The 14,175-nt window shown below is 73.9% G+C and carries 9 protein-coding genes and 1 pseudogene; 6 read left to right on the forward strand and 4 right to left on the reverse strand.

Features of this window, described 5'->3' with window-relative positions; genetic code table 11:
• Positions 1-12 precede the first annotated feature (12 nt).
• The 3 genes from AB0F82_RS05535 (at position 13) to AB0F82_RS05545 (ending at position 2,813) form a co-directional block, all read left to right on the forward strand.
• Positions 13-1,104, forward strand: a complete 1,092-nt coding sequence (locus tag AB0F82_RS05535) for a WD40/YVTN/BNR-like repeat-containing protein (protein ID WP_362624283.1) — start codon at positions 13-15, stop codon at positions 1,102-1,104.
• Between the two features lie 11 nt (positions 1,105-1,115).
• Positions 1,116-1,802, forward strand: coding sequence for a uracil-DNA glycosylase (locus AB0F82_RS05540; protein ID WP_356811354.1), 687 nt, complete (start codon positions 1,116-1,118; stop codon positions 1,800-1,802).
• A 96-nt stretch (positions 1,803-1,898) separates the two neighbouring features.
• Entirely contained in the window at positions 1,899-2,813 is a 915-nt protein-coding gene (locus tag AB0F82_RS05545) for a sirohydrochlorin chelatase (RefSeq protein WP_362624285.1), read from the forward strand.
• Between the two features lie 135 nt (positions 2,814-2,948).
• On the opposite strand, the gene AB0F82_RS05550 is transcribed toward AB0F82_RS05545, so the two are convergent.
• The 3 genes from AB0F82_RS05550 to AB0F82_RS05560 form a co-directional block, all read right to left on the reverse strand.
• Complete coding sequence (locus AB0F82_RS05550) at positions 2,949-4,013, reverse strand: lactonase family protein (RefSeq protein ID WP_362624287.1); 1,065 nt, start codon at positions 4,011-4,013, stop codon at positions 2,949-2,951.
• A gap of 54 nt (positions 4,014-4,067) precedes the next feature.
• The gene (locus tag AB0F82_RS05555; RefSeq protein WP_362624289.1) at positions 4,068-5,204 is read right to left on the reverse strand and encodes a nitric oxide synthase oxygenase; all 1,137 of its coding nucleotides are present in this window, start codon (positions 5,202-5,204) and stop codon (positions 4,068-4,070) included.
• Between the two features lie 259 nt (positions 5,205-5,463).
• Entirely contained in the window at positions 5,464-6,051 is a 588-nt protein-coding gene (locus AB0F82_RS05560; RefSeq protein WP_356811358.1) for a GNAT family N-acetyltransferase, read from the reverse strand.
• A 139-nt stretch (positions 6,052-6,190) separates the two neighbouring features.
• On the opposite strand from AB0F82_RS05560, the pseudogene AB0F82_RS05565 reads away from it, so the two are divergent.
• Positions 6,191-8,483 (forward strand): annotated as a pseudogene (locus AB0F82_RS05565) (HelD family protein).
• Here the strand turns inward: AB0F82_RS05565 and AB0F82_RS05570 are convergent.
• Entirely contained in the window at positions 8,473-9,975 is a 1,503-nt protein-coding gene (locus tag AB0F82_RS05570; protein ID WP_362624291.1) for an FUSC family protein, read from the reverse strand. The pseudogene AB0F82_RS05565 and the gene AB0F82_RS05570 overlap by 11 nt on opposite strands.
• A 369-nt stretch (positions 9,976-10,344) precedes the next feature.
• Between AB0F82_RS05570 and AB0F82_RS05575 the strand changes: the two genes are divergently transcribed.
• A complete protein-coding gene (locus AB0F82_RS05575; RefSeq protein WP_356811361.1) occupies positions 10,345-10,815 on the forward strand; it encodes a MarR family winged helix-turn-helix transcriptional regulator in 471 nt (156 codons plus the stop codon).
• A 143-nt stretch (positions 10,816-10,958) separates the two neighbouring features.
• Positions 10,959-14,009, forward strand: coding sequence for an AfsR/SARP family transcriptional regulator (locus tag AB0F82_RS05580; protein WP_362624293.1), 3,051 nt, complete (start codon positions 10,959-10,961; stop codon positions 14,007-14,009).
• Positions 14,010-14,175: the final 166 nt, after the last annotated feature.

Consider the following 14,175-nt stretch of genomic DNA (forward strand, 5'->3'; position numbering starts at 1 on the left):
GAGGTGCCGGCCATGGCCGACGTACTGCTGCTCGTGGGAACCCGCAAGGGACTGTTCATCGGCCGCCGCCGCGGCGACGGGCCGTGGGAGTTCGACGGGCCCCACTTCAACGCCCAGGCCGTCTACGCGGTCGCCGTCGACCGGCGGGGGCCGGCCCCGCGGCTGCTGGTCGGCGGGGACAGCACCCACTGGGGTCCGTCCGTCTTCAGCTCCGACGACCTGGGGGCGACTTGGAGGGAACCGGCCAGGGCGGCCGTGAAGTTCCCCCAGGACACGGGGGCCTCGCTGGAACGGGTCTGGCAGCTCCAGCCGGCCGGGGCCGAGGCTCCCGACGTGGTGTACGCGGGGACGGAACCGGCCGCGCTGTTCCGTTCGACGGACCGGGGCGAGTCCTTCGAGCTGGTCCGCCCGCTGTGGGAGCACCCGAGCCGCGGCAAGTGGGTCCCGGGCGGCGGTGGCGAGGGACTGCACACGGTGATCACCGATCCCCGCGACCCGGACGCGGTGACCGTGGCCGTCTCCACCGCCGGGGTGTTCCGGACCAAGGACGGCGGGGCCAGCTGGGAGCCGTCCAACCGGGGGGTCTCGGCGGTGTTCCTGCCGGATCCGAACCCCGAGTTCGGCCAGTGCGTGCACAAGATCGCCCGGGACGCAGGCGACACGGACCGGCTGTACCTGCAGAACCACTGGGGCGTCTACCGCAGCGACGACGCGGGGGCCCGCTGGACCGACATCGGCGGCGGGCTGCCCTCCGACTTCGGCTTCGCGGTGGCGGCCCATCCGCACCGGCCGGACACGGCCTACGTCTTCCCGCTCAACGCCGATTCCGACCGGGTCCCGGCCGACCACCGGTGCCGGGTCTTCCGTACCGAGGACGCGGGCGCCACCTGGGAGCCGCTGACGCGCGGGCTGCCGGACTCCGACCACTACGGCACGGTGCTCCGCGACGCGCTCTGCACGGACGACGCGGACCCGGCGGGCGTCTACTTCGGCAACCGCAACGGCGAGCTGTACGCCAGCCACGACGACGGCGACAGCTGGCAGTTGCTCGCCGAGCACCTGCCCGACGTCCTGTGCGTGCGGGCGGCGACGATCGGCCAGTAGAGTGATCCACCGTGGCAGCACGACCGTTGAACGAGATCGTCGAGCCGGGCTGGGCCCGTGCTCTGGAGCCGGTGGCGACGCAGATCGCCGCGATGGGCGACTTCCTGCGAGCCGAGATCGCGGCGGGGAGGACGTACGTCCCCGCCGGGGCCAATGTGCTGCGCGCCTTCCAGCAGCCCTTCGACGAAGTCAAGGTCCTCATCGTCGGCCAGGACCCGTACCCCACCCCGGGGCACGCGGTGGGCCTGTCCTTCTCGGTGGCGCCCGACGTGCGGCCGGTGCCGCCGAGCCTGGACAACATCTTCCTGGAGATGCACCGGGACATGGGGACCGGCCGGCCCGCGAACGGCGACCTCACCCCGTGGACCCGGCAGGGCGTGCTGCTGCTCAACCGTTCGCTCACGACGGCGCCCCGCCGGTCGAACGCGCACCAGGGCAAGGGCTGGGAGGCGGTCACCGACCAGGCGATCCGGGCCCTGGCCGCCCGGGGCAAGCCGCTGGTCTCCATCCTGTGGGGCCGGGCGGCCCGCAACCTGCGGCCCCTCCTCGGTGACCTGCCGGTGGTGGAGTCCTCGCACCCCTCCCCCAAGTCGGCGGATTACGGATTCTTCGGGTCGCGGCCGTTCAGCAGGACGAACGAGCTGCTGGTGCGCCAGGGTTCACAGCCTGTGGACTGGCGCTTGCCGTCCGTCAGTTGAGCGTATCTGCAATTCAACGGATAAATACGGACAGATGCGGCACGAGAAGGCCCTGCCCGAACACCTTGTTCCGATAAGCCAGTAGCATGCGGCGCCATGAGCTCCCCCACTGGCCCCGCAAATGGCCTGCCCGTACGAATGCCGCGACCCCGCCCGACCGGACGGCACCGCCGGCCCGAGCCCGCGGCGGCGCCCGAGGGCGCGCCCGCGCTGGTGCTCGCCGTGCCCGGTGGGCCCTCTGCCGCCTCGCGGGGGCTGGCGGAAGAGATCATCAGCATCGGCCGCTCCGAGCTGCCGGGCCTCGACGCCCGCATCGGTTTCCTCGAGGGTGACGACGCCTCCGAGTTCCCGTCCCTGTCCGGCGTGCTGAGCGCCGTCGCGGCCGACCGGACCGCGCGTGCGGAGTTCGCGCGCGCCGCCGGCCACGAGGTGCACGAGCAGACCGGCCCGGACGCGGTGGTCGTCCCGCTGCTGGCCGGTCCGGACAGCGACCTGCTGCGCCGGATGCGCCAGGCGCTGATGGACTCCTCCGCCGCCGCCGAACTGGCCGACGTCCTCGGCCCGCACCCGCTGCTGGCCGAGGGCCTGCACGTGCGCCTCTCCGAAGCCGGCCTGGCCCGCGCCGACCGCGCCCGCCTCTTCACCGTGACCACCGCCGCCGACGGCATCGTCCTGGCGACCACCGGTGGCGAGGAGGCCGTACAGGCCGCCGGGATCACGGGCATGCTGCTCGCCGCCCGGCTCGCCGTGCCCGTCCAGGCCGCCGCGCTGGACCAGGAGGGCTCGGTGGCCGCGGTCGCCGAGCAGCTGCGCCGCGAGGGCTCCACGCAGCTCGCGCTCGCCCCGTACCTGATCGGCCCGGAGGCCGCGGACGGGTTGCTGGACACCGCCTGCAAGGAGGCCGACTGCGCCACCGCCGAGGTGCTCGGCGCCTACCCGGCGCTCGGCAAGCTGGCCGTCGCGCAGTACACCGCGGCTCTGGGGATCCCGCAGGGCTCCCCTGCGCGCTGATCCGCCCGATACGACGCGAAGGCCCCCGCCGACACCGGTTTCCCCGGTGGGCGGGGGCCTTCGCGTCGTCCGGGCCTCGGGAGCGTGCCGGACCGCGCCGCGCAGGCGGGACTTCGCGGACCCGACCGGGTCCGGTCAGCCGAGGACCACGCAGGTGGCGGCGGGCACGGCCAGCGAGCCCGCCCGATGGGGCTGGCCGGTCAGCGGGTCCACGTCGAACCAGGTGACGTCGCCCGAGTGCTCGTTGGCCGCGTAGAGGCGGCTCCCCGCGGCGTCCGCGGTGAGGTCCCGGGGCCATGTGCCGCCGCAGTCGACGGTGCCGGTGAGCCGCGGTTTCCCGGGGCCGTCGGCGAGCGACAGGGTGACGATCACGTCGGCCCCGCGGACGGCCGCCCAGACGAACCGCCCGTCGGGCGCGGCCACGACCGCCGAGGGGTACGCCCGTACGGGGCCTGAAGCCCCCGAGGAGGCGACCGGAACCTCGCTGACCGGTTGCAGGTGCCCCGATGCGCCGTTCCAGCGGCAGACGGTCACCTGCGGCTCCAGCTCGTGCAGGACGTAGACGGCGCCGCCCCCCGGGTGGAAGGCCAGGTGGCGCGGCCCGGTCCCGGCGCGCAGCGGCGTCTCGGCATGCACCCGCAGCTCGCCCGTGACCGCGTCCGGCACACAGACCCGTACCGAGTCTGTGCCGAGGTCCACGCTGAGCACCCAGCGGCCGGTCGGGTCGGGCAGCACCTGATGGGCGTGCGGACCCGCCTGCCGTGCGGTGTCGGGGCCGGAGCCCCGGTGCGGGAGGACGCGGGCCGGTCCGGCCGGGCTGCCGTCGGCGGCCAGCGCGATGCTGCTGACGCTGCCCGAGGTGTAGTTGGCCGTGAAGAGGCGGCGGCCGGCGACGCTGACGTGGGTGGGGGCGGAGCCGCCGACGCGCACGGGGGCGCCCAGTGGGGCGAGGCCCCCGGCGGTGGGCCGGAAGGCGGCGACCTCGCCCCGCTCGGTCTCGCTCACCGCGTAGAGGACGCCGGTGTCCCGGGCGAGGGCGAGGTACGACGGATCCTCGGCGGTGGCGACCGCGAGCGGGGTCAGCGCCCCGGTCTTCGGTTCCACGGCCGCGATGGTCACACCGCGGCCGCCCCCCGAGGTGAAGGAGCCGATGTAGGCCCGGTGTTCGCCGCTTGGGTCCTTGCTGTCAGCGCCGCCCACAGGAAACCCTCTCACCGCTGTCGGATCCGTCCGGAGCCGACGGTAACAGAAGGTCTAGACCAAGTCCCGTCCCTGGGCCCGTTCCTGCGCGCCGCGGTGGTGGACGTAGGCCGTGCTGCTGGGGCGGTCCTCGTAGGTGCGGTGGAAGACCGGGGTGGCGGAGCCGGAGATCGGCGGCACGATCCATGACCAGTCCGCGCCCACCTCGCGCCCCTTGCGCTCCTCCCGTTCCATGTGGGAGAGGAAGCGCCGGGACTCGCTGTGGTGGTCGGCGATGGTGACCCCGGCACGGTCGAAGGAGTGCAGGACGGCCCGGTTGAGCTCGACGAGGGCGCGGTCCTTCCACAGGGAGCGGTCGCTGGAGGTGTCCAGACCCAGGCGGCGGGCGACGGCGGGCAGAAGGTTGTAGCGGTCGGTGTCGGCGAGGTTGCGCGCGCCGATCTCGGTGCCCATGTACCAGCCGTTGAAGGGGGCGGCCGGATAGTGGATGCCGCCGATCTCCAGGCACATGTTGGAGATGGCGGGTACGGCGTGCCAGCGCAGGCGCCAGTCGGCCCAACCGTCGCCGTCGGGGTGGTCGATCGGCACCTCCAGTACGGCGTCCGCGGGGGTGTCGAACCACCGGGGCTTGTCGTCGACCCCCTGGACCACCAGGGGAAGGAGGTCGAAGGGGGTACCGGCGCCGCCGGACCAGCCGAGCTGCAGAAGGGCCCCGGTCAGCGGGGCGTTGCGGGCGTCGCCGACGGTTATGGAGGGGTGGTCGCCGTAGCCGGCGTACCTGACGAGCTGCTCGCTCCAGATCACCGGCCCCGGCCGGTCCGGGGTCTCGGGGGCGAAGACGGTGATGGTGGGCCTGACGCGGCCGCCGTTCGTGGCCTCGCGCAGGTGGTCGAAGCACTCGGCGGCGATCGCGTCGGCGTCGGTGAGCCCTCGGCGGTCGCGGACCCGCAGCGAGTTCCAGTAGAGCCTGCCTATGCAGCGGTTGCTGTTGCGCCAGGCCACGCGCGCTCCGTGGACCAGCTCCGCGGGCGTTTGCACGTAGGTACCGGTGTCCGCGAGCTCCGCCCTCACGACGGCGAGCCGGGCGCGCGGGTCACCCGCGCCGGCGTTCTCCCGGTGGAAGAGTCGGATGAACTCCTCGGCCGCCTGCCACACCTGTGCGGTGGTGGAGCGCTGTTGAAGAATTTCCATTCCGGCGGGTTACCCCCTGTCCGACCAGATCCACCGTGTACGTGCCGGATGAATGTGCAGTAAACAATTACCCGTTGTACCTGCCGCAGGTCAGCGGCGTGCGGCATGGGCTCCCGGAACACTCCTCCGGGTGGTCATCATGGATCGGGCTGCGGGCAGGGGGCGTGAACGCGTAGGATCCGGCGCGTTCGGGGAACTGACGGAGTGTCGGGCGCCCCCGTGCCCGGGGTGCGCGGCAAGCGTGCGCGGCTCCTGCGCGTCAGCGGCAGGGGCGGCTCATGAACAGCGCCTGCTCGCCCGCGGAGGGCGTGCCGCCGTAGAGGGCGGTGTCGAGGCCGCAGAAGGTGAATCCCATGCGCCGGTAGGCGTGCACGGCGGGGGCGTTGACCGAGCTGACCTCCAGCCAGAGGTGCTCCGCTCCCCGCTCGCGGGCGAATGCGGCGGCACGCTCCATCAGGGCGCTGCCGATCCCGCGGCCCCGGTGGCCGGGCGCGACCTCGATGTCCTCGATGGTCAGCCGCCGGTTCCACGCGGCGTAGCCGACGGCGGCGAACCCGCACAGCTCGTCGCCGTCGAGGGCCACGAAGGTGCGCGCGTCCGCGTCCACGTCGGGGCCGCGGGCGCCGGCGAACCCCTGCTCGTCGTGTTCCTCCGGCGGGAACACCTTGCGTACGGGCGGGTCCACGGGGACCTCGCGGAGCAGGAAGCCCCAGCCGTCGCCGGAGGCGGTCGCCTCGAAGACGGTGGGGGTGGTGAAGGAACTGTCCAGGGCCTCGATGGCGCCCGCGTCCTCGGGGCGGGCGAGGCGGTAGACGATTCCGTCGGCCGGGCCGTGTGCGGTGGTCATGAGATCCACCGTACGCAAAAAATCCCCCGGCCGAATTCGTTGCCGAGGGAGCAGAAGGCGTATATTGATGATTTCGCGACTTCACTTCGAGCGAGGCGCGAAAAGATTACGAGGAGACTCTATCGCGGCAGGAGTGCAATTGTCAACCGAGGAATTCCGGAAAGAGCAGCAATTCATCACCGATCTCTATCGGCGCCTCGACGACCTGCGCGACCAGGCCGAACAGGCGGTCGAAGGGGCGTTGCGGGACGTCGGAACCGGTTTTCAGGCGCGCCTGGAGCGCGATGTCCTGGTGGCCGAGCAGTCCGGTCTGCTGTCCGCCCTGAATGCCGGTGAGAACGGCCTCTGTTTCGGGCGTCTGGAGTTCTCCGACGGCGGCGACCACCACATCGGCCGCATCGGGATCCGCGCCGACGACACGGAACGCACCCCGCTGGTCCTGGACTGGCGGGCCGAGGCCGCCCGCCCCTTCTACCTCGCCACCGGGCACACCCCCATGGGGCTGCGCCGCCGCCGGCACATCAGCAGCCGGGGCCGGGTGGTCACGGCCCTGCACGACGAGATCCTCGACCTGACCGACGCGGAGCGCACCGGCCACGAGGGCGCCGACGCGGACGCCGTGCTGCTGGCCGCGCTCGATGCCGCCCGGACCGGCCGCATGCACGACATCGTGCGGACCATCCAGGCCGAACAGGACCGGGTCATCCGTTCCACGCACCGCGGGGTGCTGGTCGTCGAGGGCGGGCCCGGCACCGGCAAGACCGCGGTCGCGCTGCACCGCGCGGCGTACCTGCTGTACGCCCACCGCGAGCTGCTCGCCAAGCGCGGGGTGCTGATCGTGGGCCCGGGTCCGGCCTTCCTGGGCTACATCGGCGGGGTGCTGCCGGCGCTCGGCGAGACGGGCGTGCTGCTGTCCACCCCCGGCGAGCTGTTCCCCGGGGTCCACGCCACCGGCACCGACCGCCCCGGGGCCGCCGCCGTGAAGGGCCGCGCCTCGATGGCGCAGGTCCTCGCCCGGGTCGTGGCCGACCGGCAGCGCCTGCCGGAACACGTGCCGGCGGACACCGGCGAGGAGTACGACACCGTCCCCGAGGCCGCGCTGGAGATCGACCACGACGGACGGGACCCTGCTGCTGGACCGCACGATGGCCCACGAGGCGCGGGACCGGGCCCGGGCCACCGGGCTGCCGCACAACCAGGCGCGTCCGGCCTTCGCCTTCCGGATCATCGACGCGCTCACCGCGCAGCTCGCCGACCGCCTCGGCGCCGATCCGTACGGCGGTCCGAACCTGCTCGGCCCGGACGACGTCGCCCAGCTCGGCAAGGAGATCGCGACGAGCCGTGCCGTGCACGCGGCCATCGACTCGCTGTGGCCCTCCCTCACCCCGCAGCGGCTGATCGCCGACTTCCTGGCGGACCCCACGCACCTGCCCGCGGACGAGGTCCGGCTGATCCGGCGTGCGCCCTCGGCCCGGCCCGACTGGACCCCGGCCGACGTACCGCTCCTGGACGAGGCGGCCGAACTGCTCGGCGAGGACGACAGCGCGCTGCGCGCCGCCGAGGAGCGGCAGCGGCAGCGGCGCATCGCCTACGCGCAGGGGGTGCTGGACGTGTCCGCGGGTTCGCAGTCGTACGAGTTCGAGGACGAGGAGAACGAGTACCTCGCGGCGCACGACATCATCGACGCCGAGCGGATGGCGGAGCGCCACGAGGAGGCCGACCACCGCAGCACCGCCGAGCGTGCCGCGGCCGACCGCACCTGGGCCTTCGGGCACGTCATCGTGGACGAGGCGCAGGAGCTGTCGGAGATGGCGTGGCGGCTGCTGATGCGCCGCTGCCCGACCCGTTCGATGACGCTGGTCGGGGATCCGGCGCAGACCGGTGACGAGGCGGGCTGCGGGTCCTGGGAGCGGATCCTGTCGCCCTACGTCGGCGCGCGCTGGGAGCTGGTCCGGCTCGAGGTCAACTACCGCACGCCGGCCGAGATCATGGAGGTGGCGGCGGCCGTGCTGCGGATGCGCGATCCCGGCTTCGAGCCGCCGCGGTCGGTCCGGGCCACCGGGGTGCGGCCGTGGGCGCGGGCGGCCGCGGACCTCGCCGGGGCGGTCGCGGAGGCCGTGGAGCGGGACCGGCCGGCCGAGGGGCGGCTCGCGGTGATCGCGCCGCGGGAGCGGCACGCGGCGCTGGCGGCCGTTCTGCCGGGGGCACGGGAGGGCGCGGAGCCCGATCTGGCCCAGAAGGTCGTCCTGCTGGATCCGCGGCAGGCCAAGGGGCTCGAGTTCGACACGGTGCTCGTGGTGGAGCCGGCCGAGTTCGAGCCGAGCGACCTGTACGTGGCGCTGACCCGGGCCACCCAGGCCCTGGGAGTGGTGCACAGCCCCGGCCGGCCGCCTGCGGGGCGGGCGGCCTGGGGCGGGCTGTTCAGGCGCTGATGACGAACGGCGCCTTCGGGTCGCTGCCCAGCGGGGTGGCCAGTTCGGTGAGGGCCCGCTCCAGGCCCTGGAGGTGGGCGAGCGCGGGCTCGGCCGTGCCGGCGGGCGCGGCGGTGGTGCCCGCCGCCGCGGGTCCTTCGAGTTCCCGCTCGCCCGCGGTCAGCGCCTGTACCGCCGCCTCGACGCGCCAGCAGGCGGCGGCGAGGCGGGCGTCGTGGCCGGCGTCCGGGTCGGCGGCGACGGTCACCAGGCCGCGCACCTCGCGGGCGCAGTCGTCCAGCAGGGCGATGACCTGGCCGGCGCGGGCCTTGCGCGCGCGGAACGGGCTGAGCGGGTGGACCAGCGGCGCGAGCGCCATCCGGACCCGGGCCAGCAGGGTCTCCAGCTGCGCGGCGTGCGGGGCGGGATCGGCGGTCGGGGAGCCGGCGAGGCGGGCGGTGGCCTGAGCGGTGGCCGCGTGCACACAGTGCAGGGCGCGCTGGATCCAGGCGTCGTTCGTGGCGTGGGTGGTGACGGGCAGGACGAGGACGACGGCCAGCGCGGCACAGGCGGCGCCGACGGCCGTCTCCTCCAGGCGCAGCACGAGCAGGCCGGGGTCGAGCACGCCGAGGAGGCCGTAGAGCAGCCCGGCCATCAGGGTGACCGCCAGGATCATCCAGCTGTACGAGACGGCGGCCGTGTAGAAGATCCCGAAGACGCAGGCGGCGACGAGGAGGGCGGTGGGCAGGGGCGCACCGTCCAGCGGGAGGGCGATCAGTACGCCGGCGGCCACCCCGACGACGGTGCCCAGCACCCGGCGGAAGCCGCGGACCAGCGTCTCGCCGCGTGAGGCGGTGTTGACGAAGATCCACCAGGCGGTGCCGACCGCCCAGTACCAGCGGTCCTCGGAGAGCACTTGGCCGACGGCGAGCGCGACGGCGCAGGCGGCGGTCGCCTGGAAGGCCTGGCGGGTGGTGTGCCTGGCCAGGCCCCGGCCGGGCAGCGGCGCGGGGGCGGCGGGCGGCGGGGTGCGCCGCTCGATGGGCCAGAGCAGGAACCGCACCGCGGCGGACGCGGCCAGGGCCAGCCCGACGGCGGCGTACAGCTCGGGGAGCTGGGCGGGCAGTGCGTGCAGGAACTGCGTGATGAAGAAGTTCATGAACGCGAAGATGCCGAGCGCGTGTCCGCGCGGGCCCCATCGGCGGGCGTAGACGCCGCAGAAGACGACGAGGACGAAAGCGGCGTCCCGGAGCGGGGTCACCCCGTGCAGGGCGGTGGCCAGGGCCAGGACCGGGAATCCGGCGGCGGGCAGGAGGGCGGTGGTGACGGCCTGGCGGCGCACGGTCGGATCGGTGACGGTGAAGAGCGCGAGCAGGGCCGCGAGTCCGCCGGTGATGGAGGCGGTCAGGGAGAGACCGCACAGTTCGGCGAGGGCGACGGCGGCGCCGACGCCGATCACCGCGCGGGCCGCGTTCCTGAGCCTCAGACGCCCCGGATCCGGAGCTACGAACATCCTCTTCACAGCGGTGTGCCGCCCCCCTGGAGTGGTGCGCGCCGGGCCGGCACCGCCCGGGGGTGGTGGGCGGCGGACGGGCACGGCAAAGGCGCCGCGCTCCGGAAACGGCCTCGTTGCCGTCCGGCGCTGCGCGGCGCCGTAAGTACATGGATACGACACAGATAAGCACCCGAGGGCCCACTGGCTCAACTCGACCCCGATGACCAGGGCCATTGGCACACTTACTGGGAAGTTTTGGCGGCCACGGGACTGCCAACGGACCAGCCCGGCCCGCTACCTCCGCTCCGGCTCCGCACGGCTCTCGTGCGCGTGACCACGCGCTGTTATCGTGCAGCGACCCGGAAGACGTACGGAAGGGGACCGGCGTTGACGCGTACAGCGGAGTCCGGGGAGGCCGAGGCGTTCAGCCGGGCCGCCGTGGCCGTCTTCCGTCTGAACGGCCGGTTCACCGCGGCCGTCGACCGGCTGGCGCTGTCGTCGGGTCTGAGCGCGGCGCGCTGGCAGGTCCTGAGCACGGTGACCGACGAGTCCCTGTCGGTTTCCGAGGTGGCCCGGCGGGTGGGGACCACCCGGCAGAGCGTGCAGCGCATAGCCGACCTGCTCGTACGGCAGGGGCTGGCGGTCTACCTGGACAATCCGGCGCACCGGCGGGCGAAACTGCTCGCCGCCACCGAGCGGGGCGCGGCCGCGAAGCGGGAGATCGACTCCAGTCTGGCCGAATCGGCCCGGCACCTGTGCGAGAGCCTGGGCGGCGAGGAGGAGGTGCGGCGAACGGCCGAGATCATTCGGGGACTGTCGGGCGCGCTGTCCTCGGTCGGCACCGGCGACTCTCCGTGAGGAGCCGGCTCGGCCCTCACGCCACACGGACAAGGCGGCCTGAAACAGCCGACGTCTTTCCCAAGAGTTGACTGCACCGAGGAATCGTCTTTGCGGTACCGTTCGCGCCTGACGCGCGGGGGTTTCAAAGGCCGGGGGACCTGTTGAATCGGTTTGTCTTCAGACTGCTGGGGCCGCTGCTCGTCCAGGCCGATGACGGCCCCTTGCGCATCAACGGCCGGCGCCAGGCGACGGTCCTCGCGATGCTGGTTCTCTATGCGGACCGCGTCGTCTCGGTGGACACCCTGGTGGACGCCGTCTGGCCGGATTCTCCTCCCGCGACGGCGCGGAACCAGATCGCCATCTGCGTGGCCACCCTGCGCAAGACCTTCAAGCAGGCCGGGGTGACCGATCTGCTGATCACCTCTCCCCCGGGCTACCTGCTGGCCAAGGGAGAGCACCGCATCGACGTCCAGGAGTTCCTGGAGCGGGCCGACCAGGGCCGCGACGCCGCCCGGCACGGCCGCACCGAAGAGGCGTGCACGCTGTTCGAGGAGGCGCTGAGCATCTGGCGGGGCTCGGCCCTCGACGAGACGCCCGGCTCCCGTCTGGAGGCGGAGGCGACGCGGCTGGAACAGACGAGGCTCACGCTCATCGAGGAGCGCGCGGGGCTGATGCTCCAGCTGGGCCGCCACCGCGCACTCACCGGCGAACTCACCGAGCTGGTGGCGCGGCACCCGCTGCGTGAGCAGTGCCGCGAGCACCTCATGCTGGCCCTCTACCGCTCGGGCCAGCGGGCCGAGGCCCTCGACGTGTTCCTGGCCGGCCGCCGGTTACTGACCGAGCAGCTCGGGATCGAACCCGGTCCGGGGCTGCGGCAGTTGCACGACCTGATCCTGCGGGACTCGCCGGAACTGACCCGCCCCCCGGCCGTGGTCGCCCCCGCGCCGGCCGCCGTGCACACGATCCCGGCGCAACTACCCGCGGGCGTCATGGCGTTCACCGGGCGGCAGCGCGAGATGGCCTCGCTGGACCGGCTGCTGAAGGAGCCGTACAGCCCCCACACCCCGGCGCTGGCGACGATCGTGGGCGTGGGCGGCGTGGGCAAGACGGCGCTGGCGGTGCACTGGGCGAGCCAGGTCGCGGACCAGTTCCCCGACGGCCAGCTCTTCGCCGATCTGCGCGGCTACGACGAGGAGCAGGCGCCGGTGTCCCCCGCCGCCGTGCTCGACCGCTTCCTGCGCGCCCTCGGGATCGCCGCACCCCAGGTCCCGGCCGATCCCGACGAGCGGGCCTCGCTCTTCCGGAGCCTGCTCAGCACCCGCAAGACGCTGATCGTCCTGGACAACGTACGCTCCTTCCACCAGCTCAGACCCCTGCTGCCCGGCGGCGGACGCAGCGTGGTGCTGGCCACCAGCCGGGAGAACCTGGGCGACCTGACCGGGGACTACACGGCGCTCAGCATCCGGCTGCGGATGCTGGAGCCGGCCGAGGCGACGGCCCTGCTGATCAAGCTCGCCGGGGCGGACCGGTTCGGCAGCGACCCGGTGGCGGTGGAGCAGCTCGGCGCACTGTGTGACTGCCTGCCGCTGGCGCTGCGGATCGCCGGCGCTCGGCTGGCGGCCAAGCCCAACCTGAGCGTGCGCAGCCTGGTGGAACGGCTGCGCGACCACCGGTCCCGGCTCGACGTGCTGAGCCCGGGCGAGGGCGGGGTGCGCGCCGGCTTCCGGCTGACCTACCGGGACCTGCCGGCGGAGGCGGCCCGGATGTACCGGCGCCTCGGGCTGCTGCGCACGGCGGACTTCGCCGCGTGGGCGGGGGCGGCCGTGCTGGACACCAGCGTGTGGCACGCGGAGGAGCTGATCGACCACCTGGTCGACGCCCAGCTGCTGGAGGTGGCCGAGGCGGCGCCGGGCCGGGCGGCCCGCTACCGCTTCCAGGACCTGCTGCGGCTGTTCGCCCGGGAGCGGGCGGAGTCGGACGAGCCGGAGGGGGAGACGGACGGCGCGCTGGAGCGGGCCTTCGGCGCCTGGCTCTGGCTGGCCGAGGAGGCCCACCGGCGGATCGACGGACGGGACTTCCCGGTGGGCCGGGCGGCCGCGCCCGCCCCCGGCTTCCTGGGCGAGCTCGCCGACGAGCTGCTGGGCTCGCCGATGGACTGGTTCGAGTCGGAGCGCACGGCGGTGACCGACGTGGTGGCGCAGGCGGCGGAGACGGGCCGGGCCGGCTACGCCTGGATGCTGACCGAGAGCGCGGTGCCGCACTTCGAGACGAAGAACTACCTGGAGGATTGGCAGCGCAGCGCCGAGCTGGCCCTGGCCTCGGCCCGGCGGGCCGGCGACGAGCCGGGCGAGGCGACGATGCTGCGGCTCCTGGGGTCGCTGGCGATCTACCAGCGGCGCTACGAGCAGGCCGAGGGCTGGAACATGGCCGCGCTGCGGCTGCTGCGCAACACCGGTGACCTGGGCGGGGCGGCGCTCGCCCAGCGGAACCTGGCGATGTGCGCGCGGTTCCAGGGCGACTGGGAGCGGGCGCTGGAGTACTGCGAGGCGGCGCTCAGCGGTTTCCACGAGTCCGGGGACATCGGGAATGAGGCCCATCTGCTGGGCTTCCAGGCGCAGATCGAGCTGGACCGGGGCAACGTGGGCGGCGCGCTGCCGCTGGCGGAGGAGGCGGTGGCGCTCAGCCGGCGTACCGGCTCGGTGCGGGCGGAGGCCCAGAGCGTGTACCGGCTGGCCGAGGTGCGGCTGCGCGCGGGGGATCTCGGCGAGGCGGCCGAGGCCTTCGGTGCGGTGCTGCGGCTGACCCGCGGAGAGGGCGACCGGGTCGGTGAGGCCCACGCGCTGCGGGGCCTCGGGCAGACGCAGTGGAGCCAGGGCCTGCTGCAGGCGGCGGGGGACACGCTGCGGCAGGCCCTGGAGATCACTGACGAGCTGGCGGACCGGTTCCTGTACGCCCGGGTGGAGACGGACCTCGGGTGCGTGGACGCGCTGGGGGGCCGCTGCGGGGAGGCGGCGGAGAGGTTCCGGCGGGCCTGTGCCGGCTTCGGCGAGGTCGGCGCGCAGCCCTGGCGGGCGCAGGCGGGCCGGCTGCTGGCGGCCGTGCAGGATGCGGGGGGTGAGGAGGCACCGGGCGGTGGGGGGCCCGGAGGGCTGCCGCATCGTTCCTTCACTCCGGAGGAACTGACGGAGCTGCTGGCGCATCCGGCGAACTGACGCCCGTCCGGTACGGATCGGGCCGCCGCTGCGGAATGCGCGGACGTTGCGGGGCTGCGGTGGTGCGGTGGTGCGGATCCGCAAGGGTGCGGTGGTGCCGTGCTGCCGTTCTGCCGTGGTGCGGTGGTGCGGCGGAGCGGAGCGGGGCGTGGGTGGGGGGGCCGGC

This window comes from Streptomyces virginiae (assembly GCF_040638905.1).
GTDB classification, from domain to species: domain Bacteria; phylum Actinomycetota; class Actinomycetes; order Streptomycetales; family Streptomycetaceae; genus Streptomyces; species Streptomyces virginiae_B.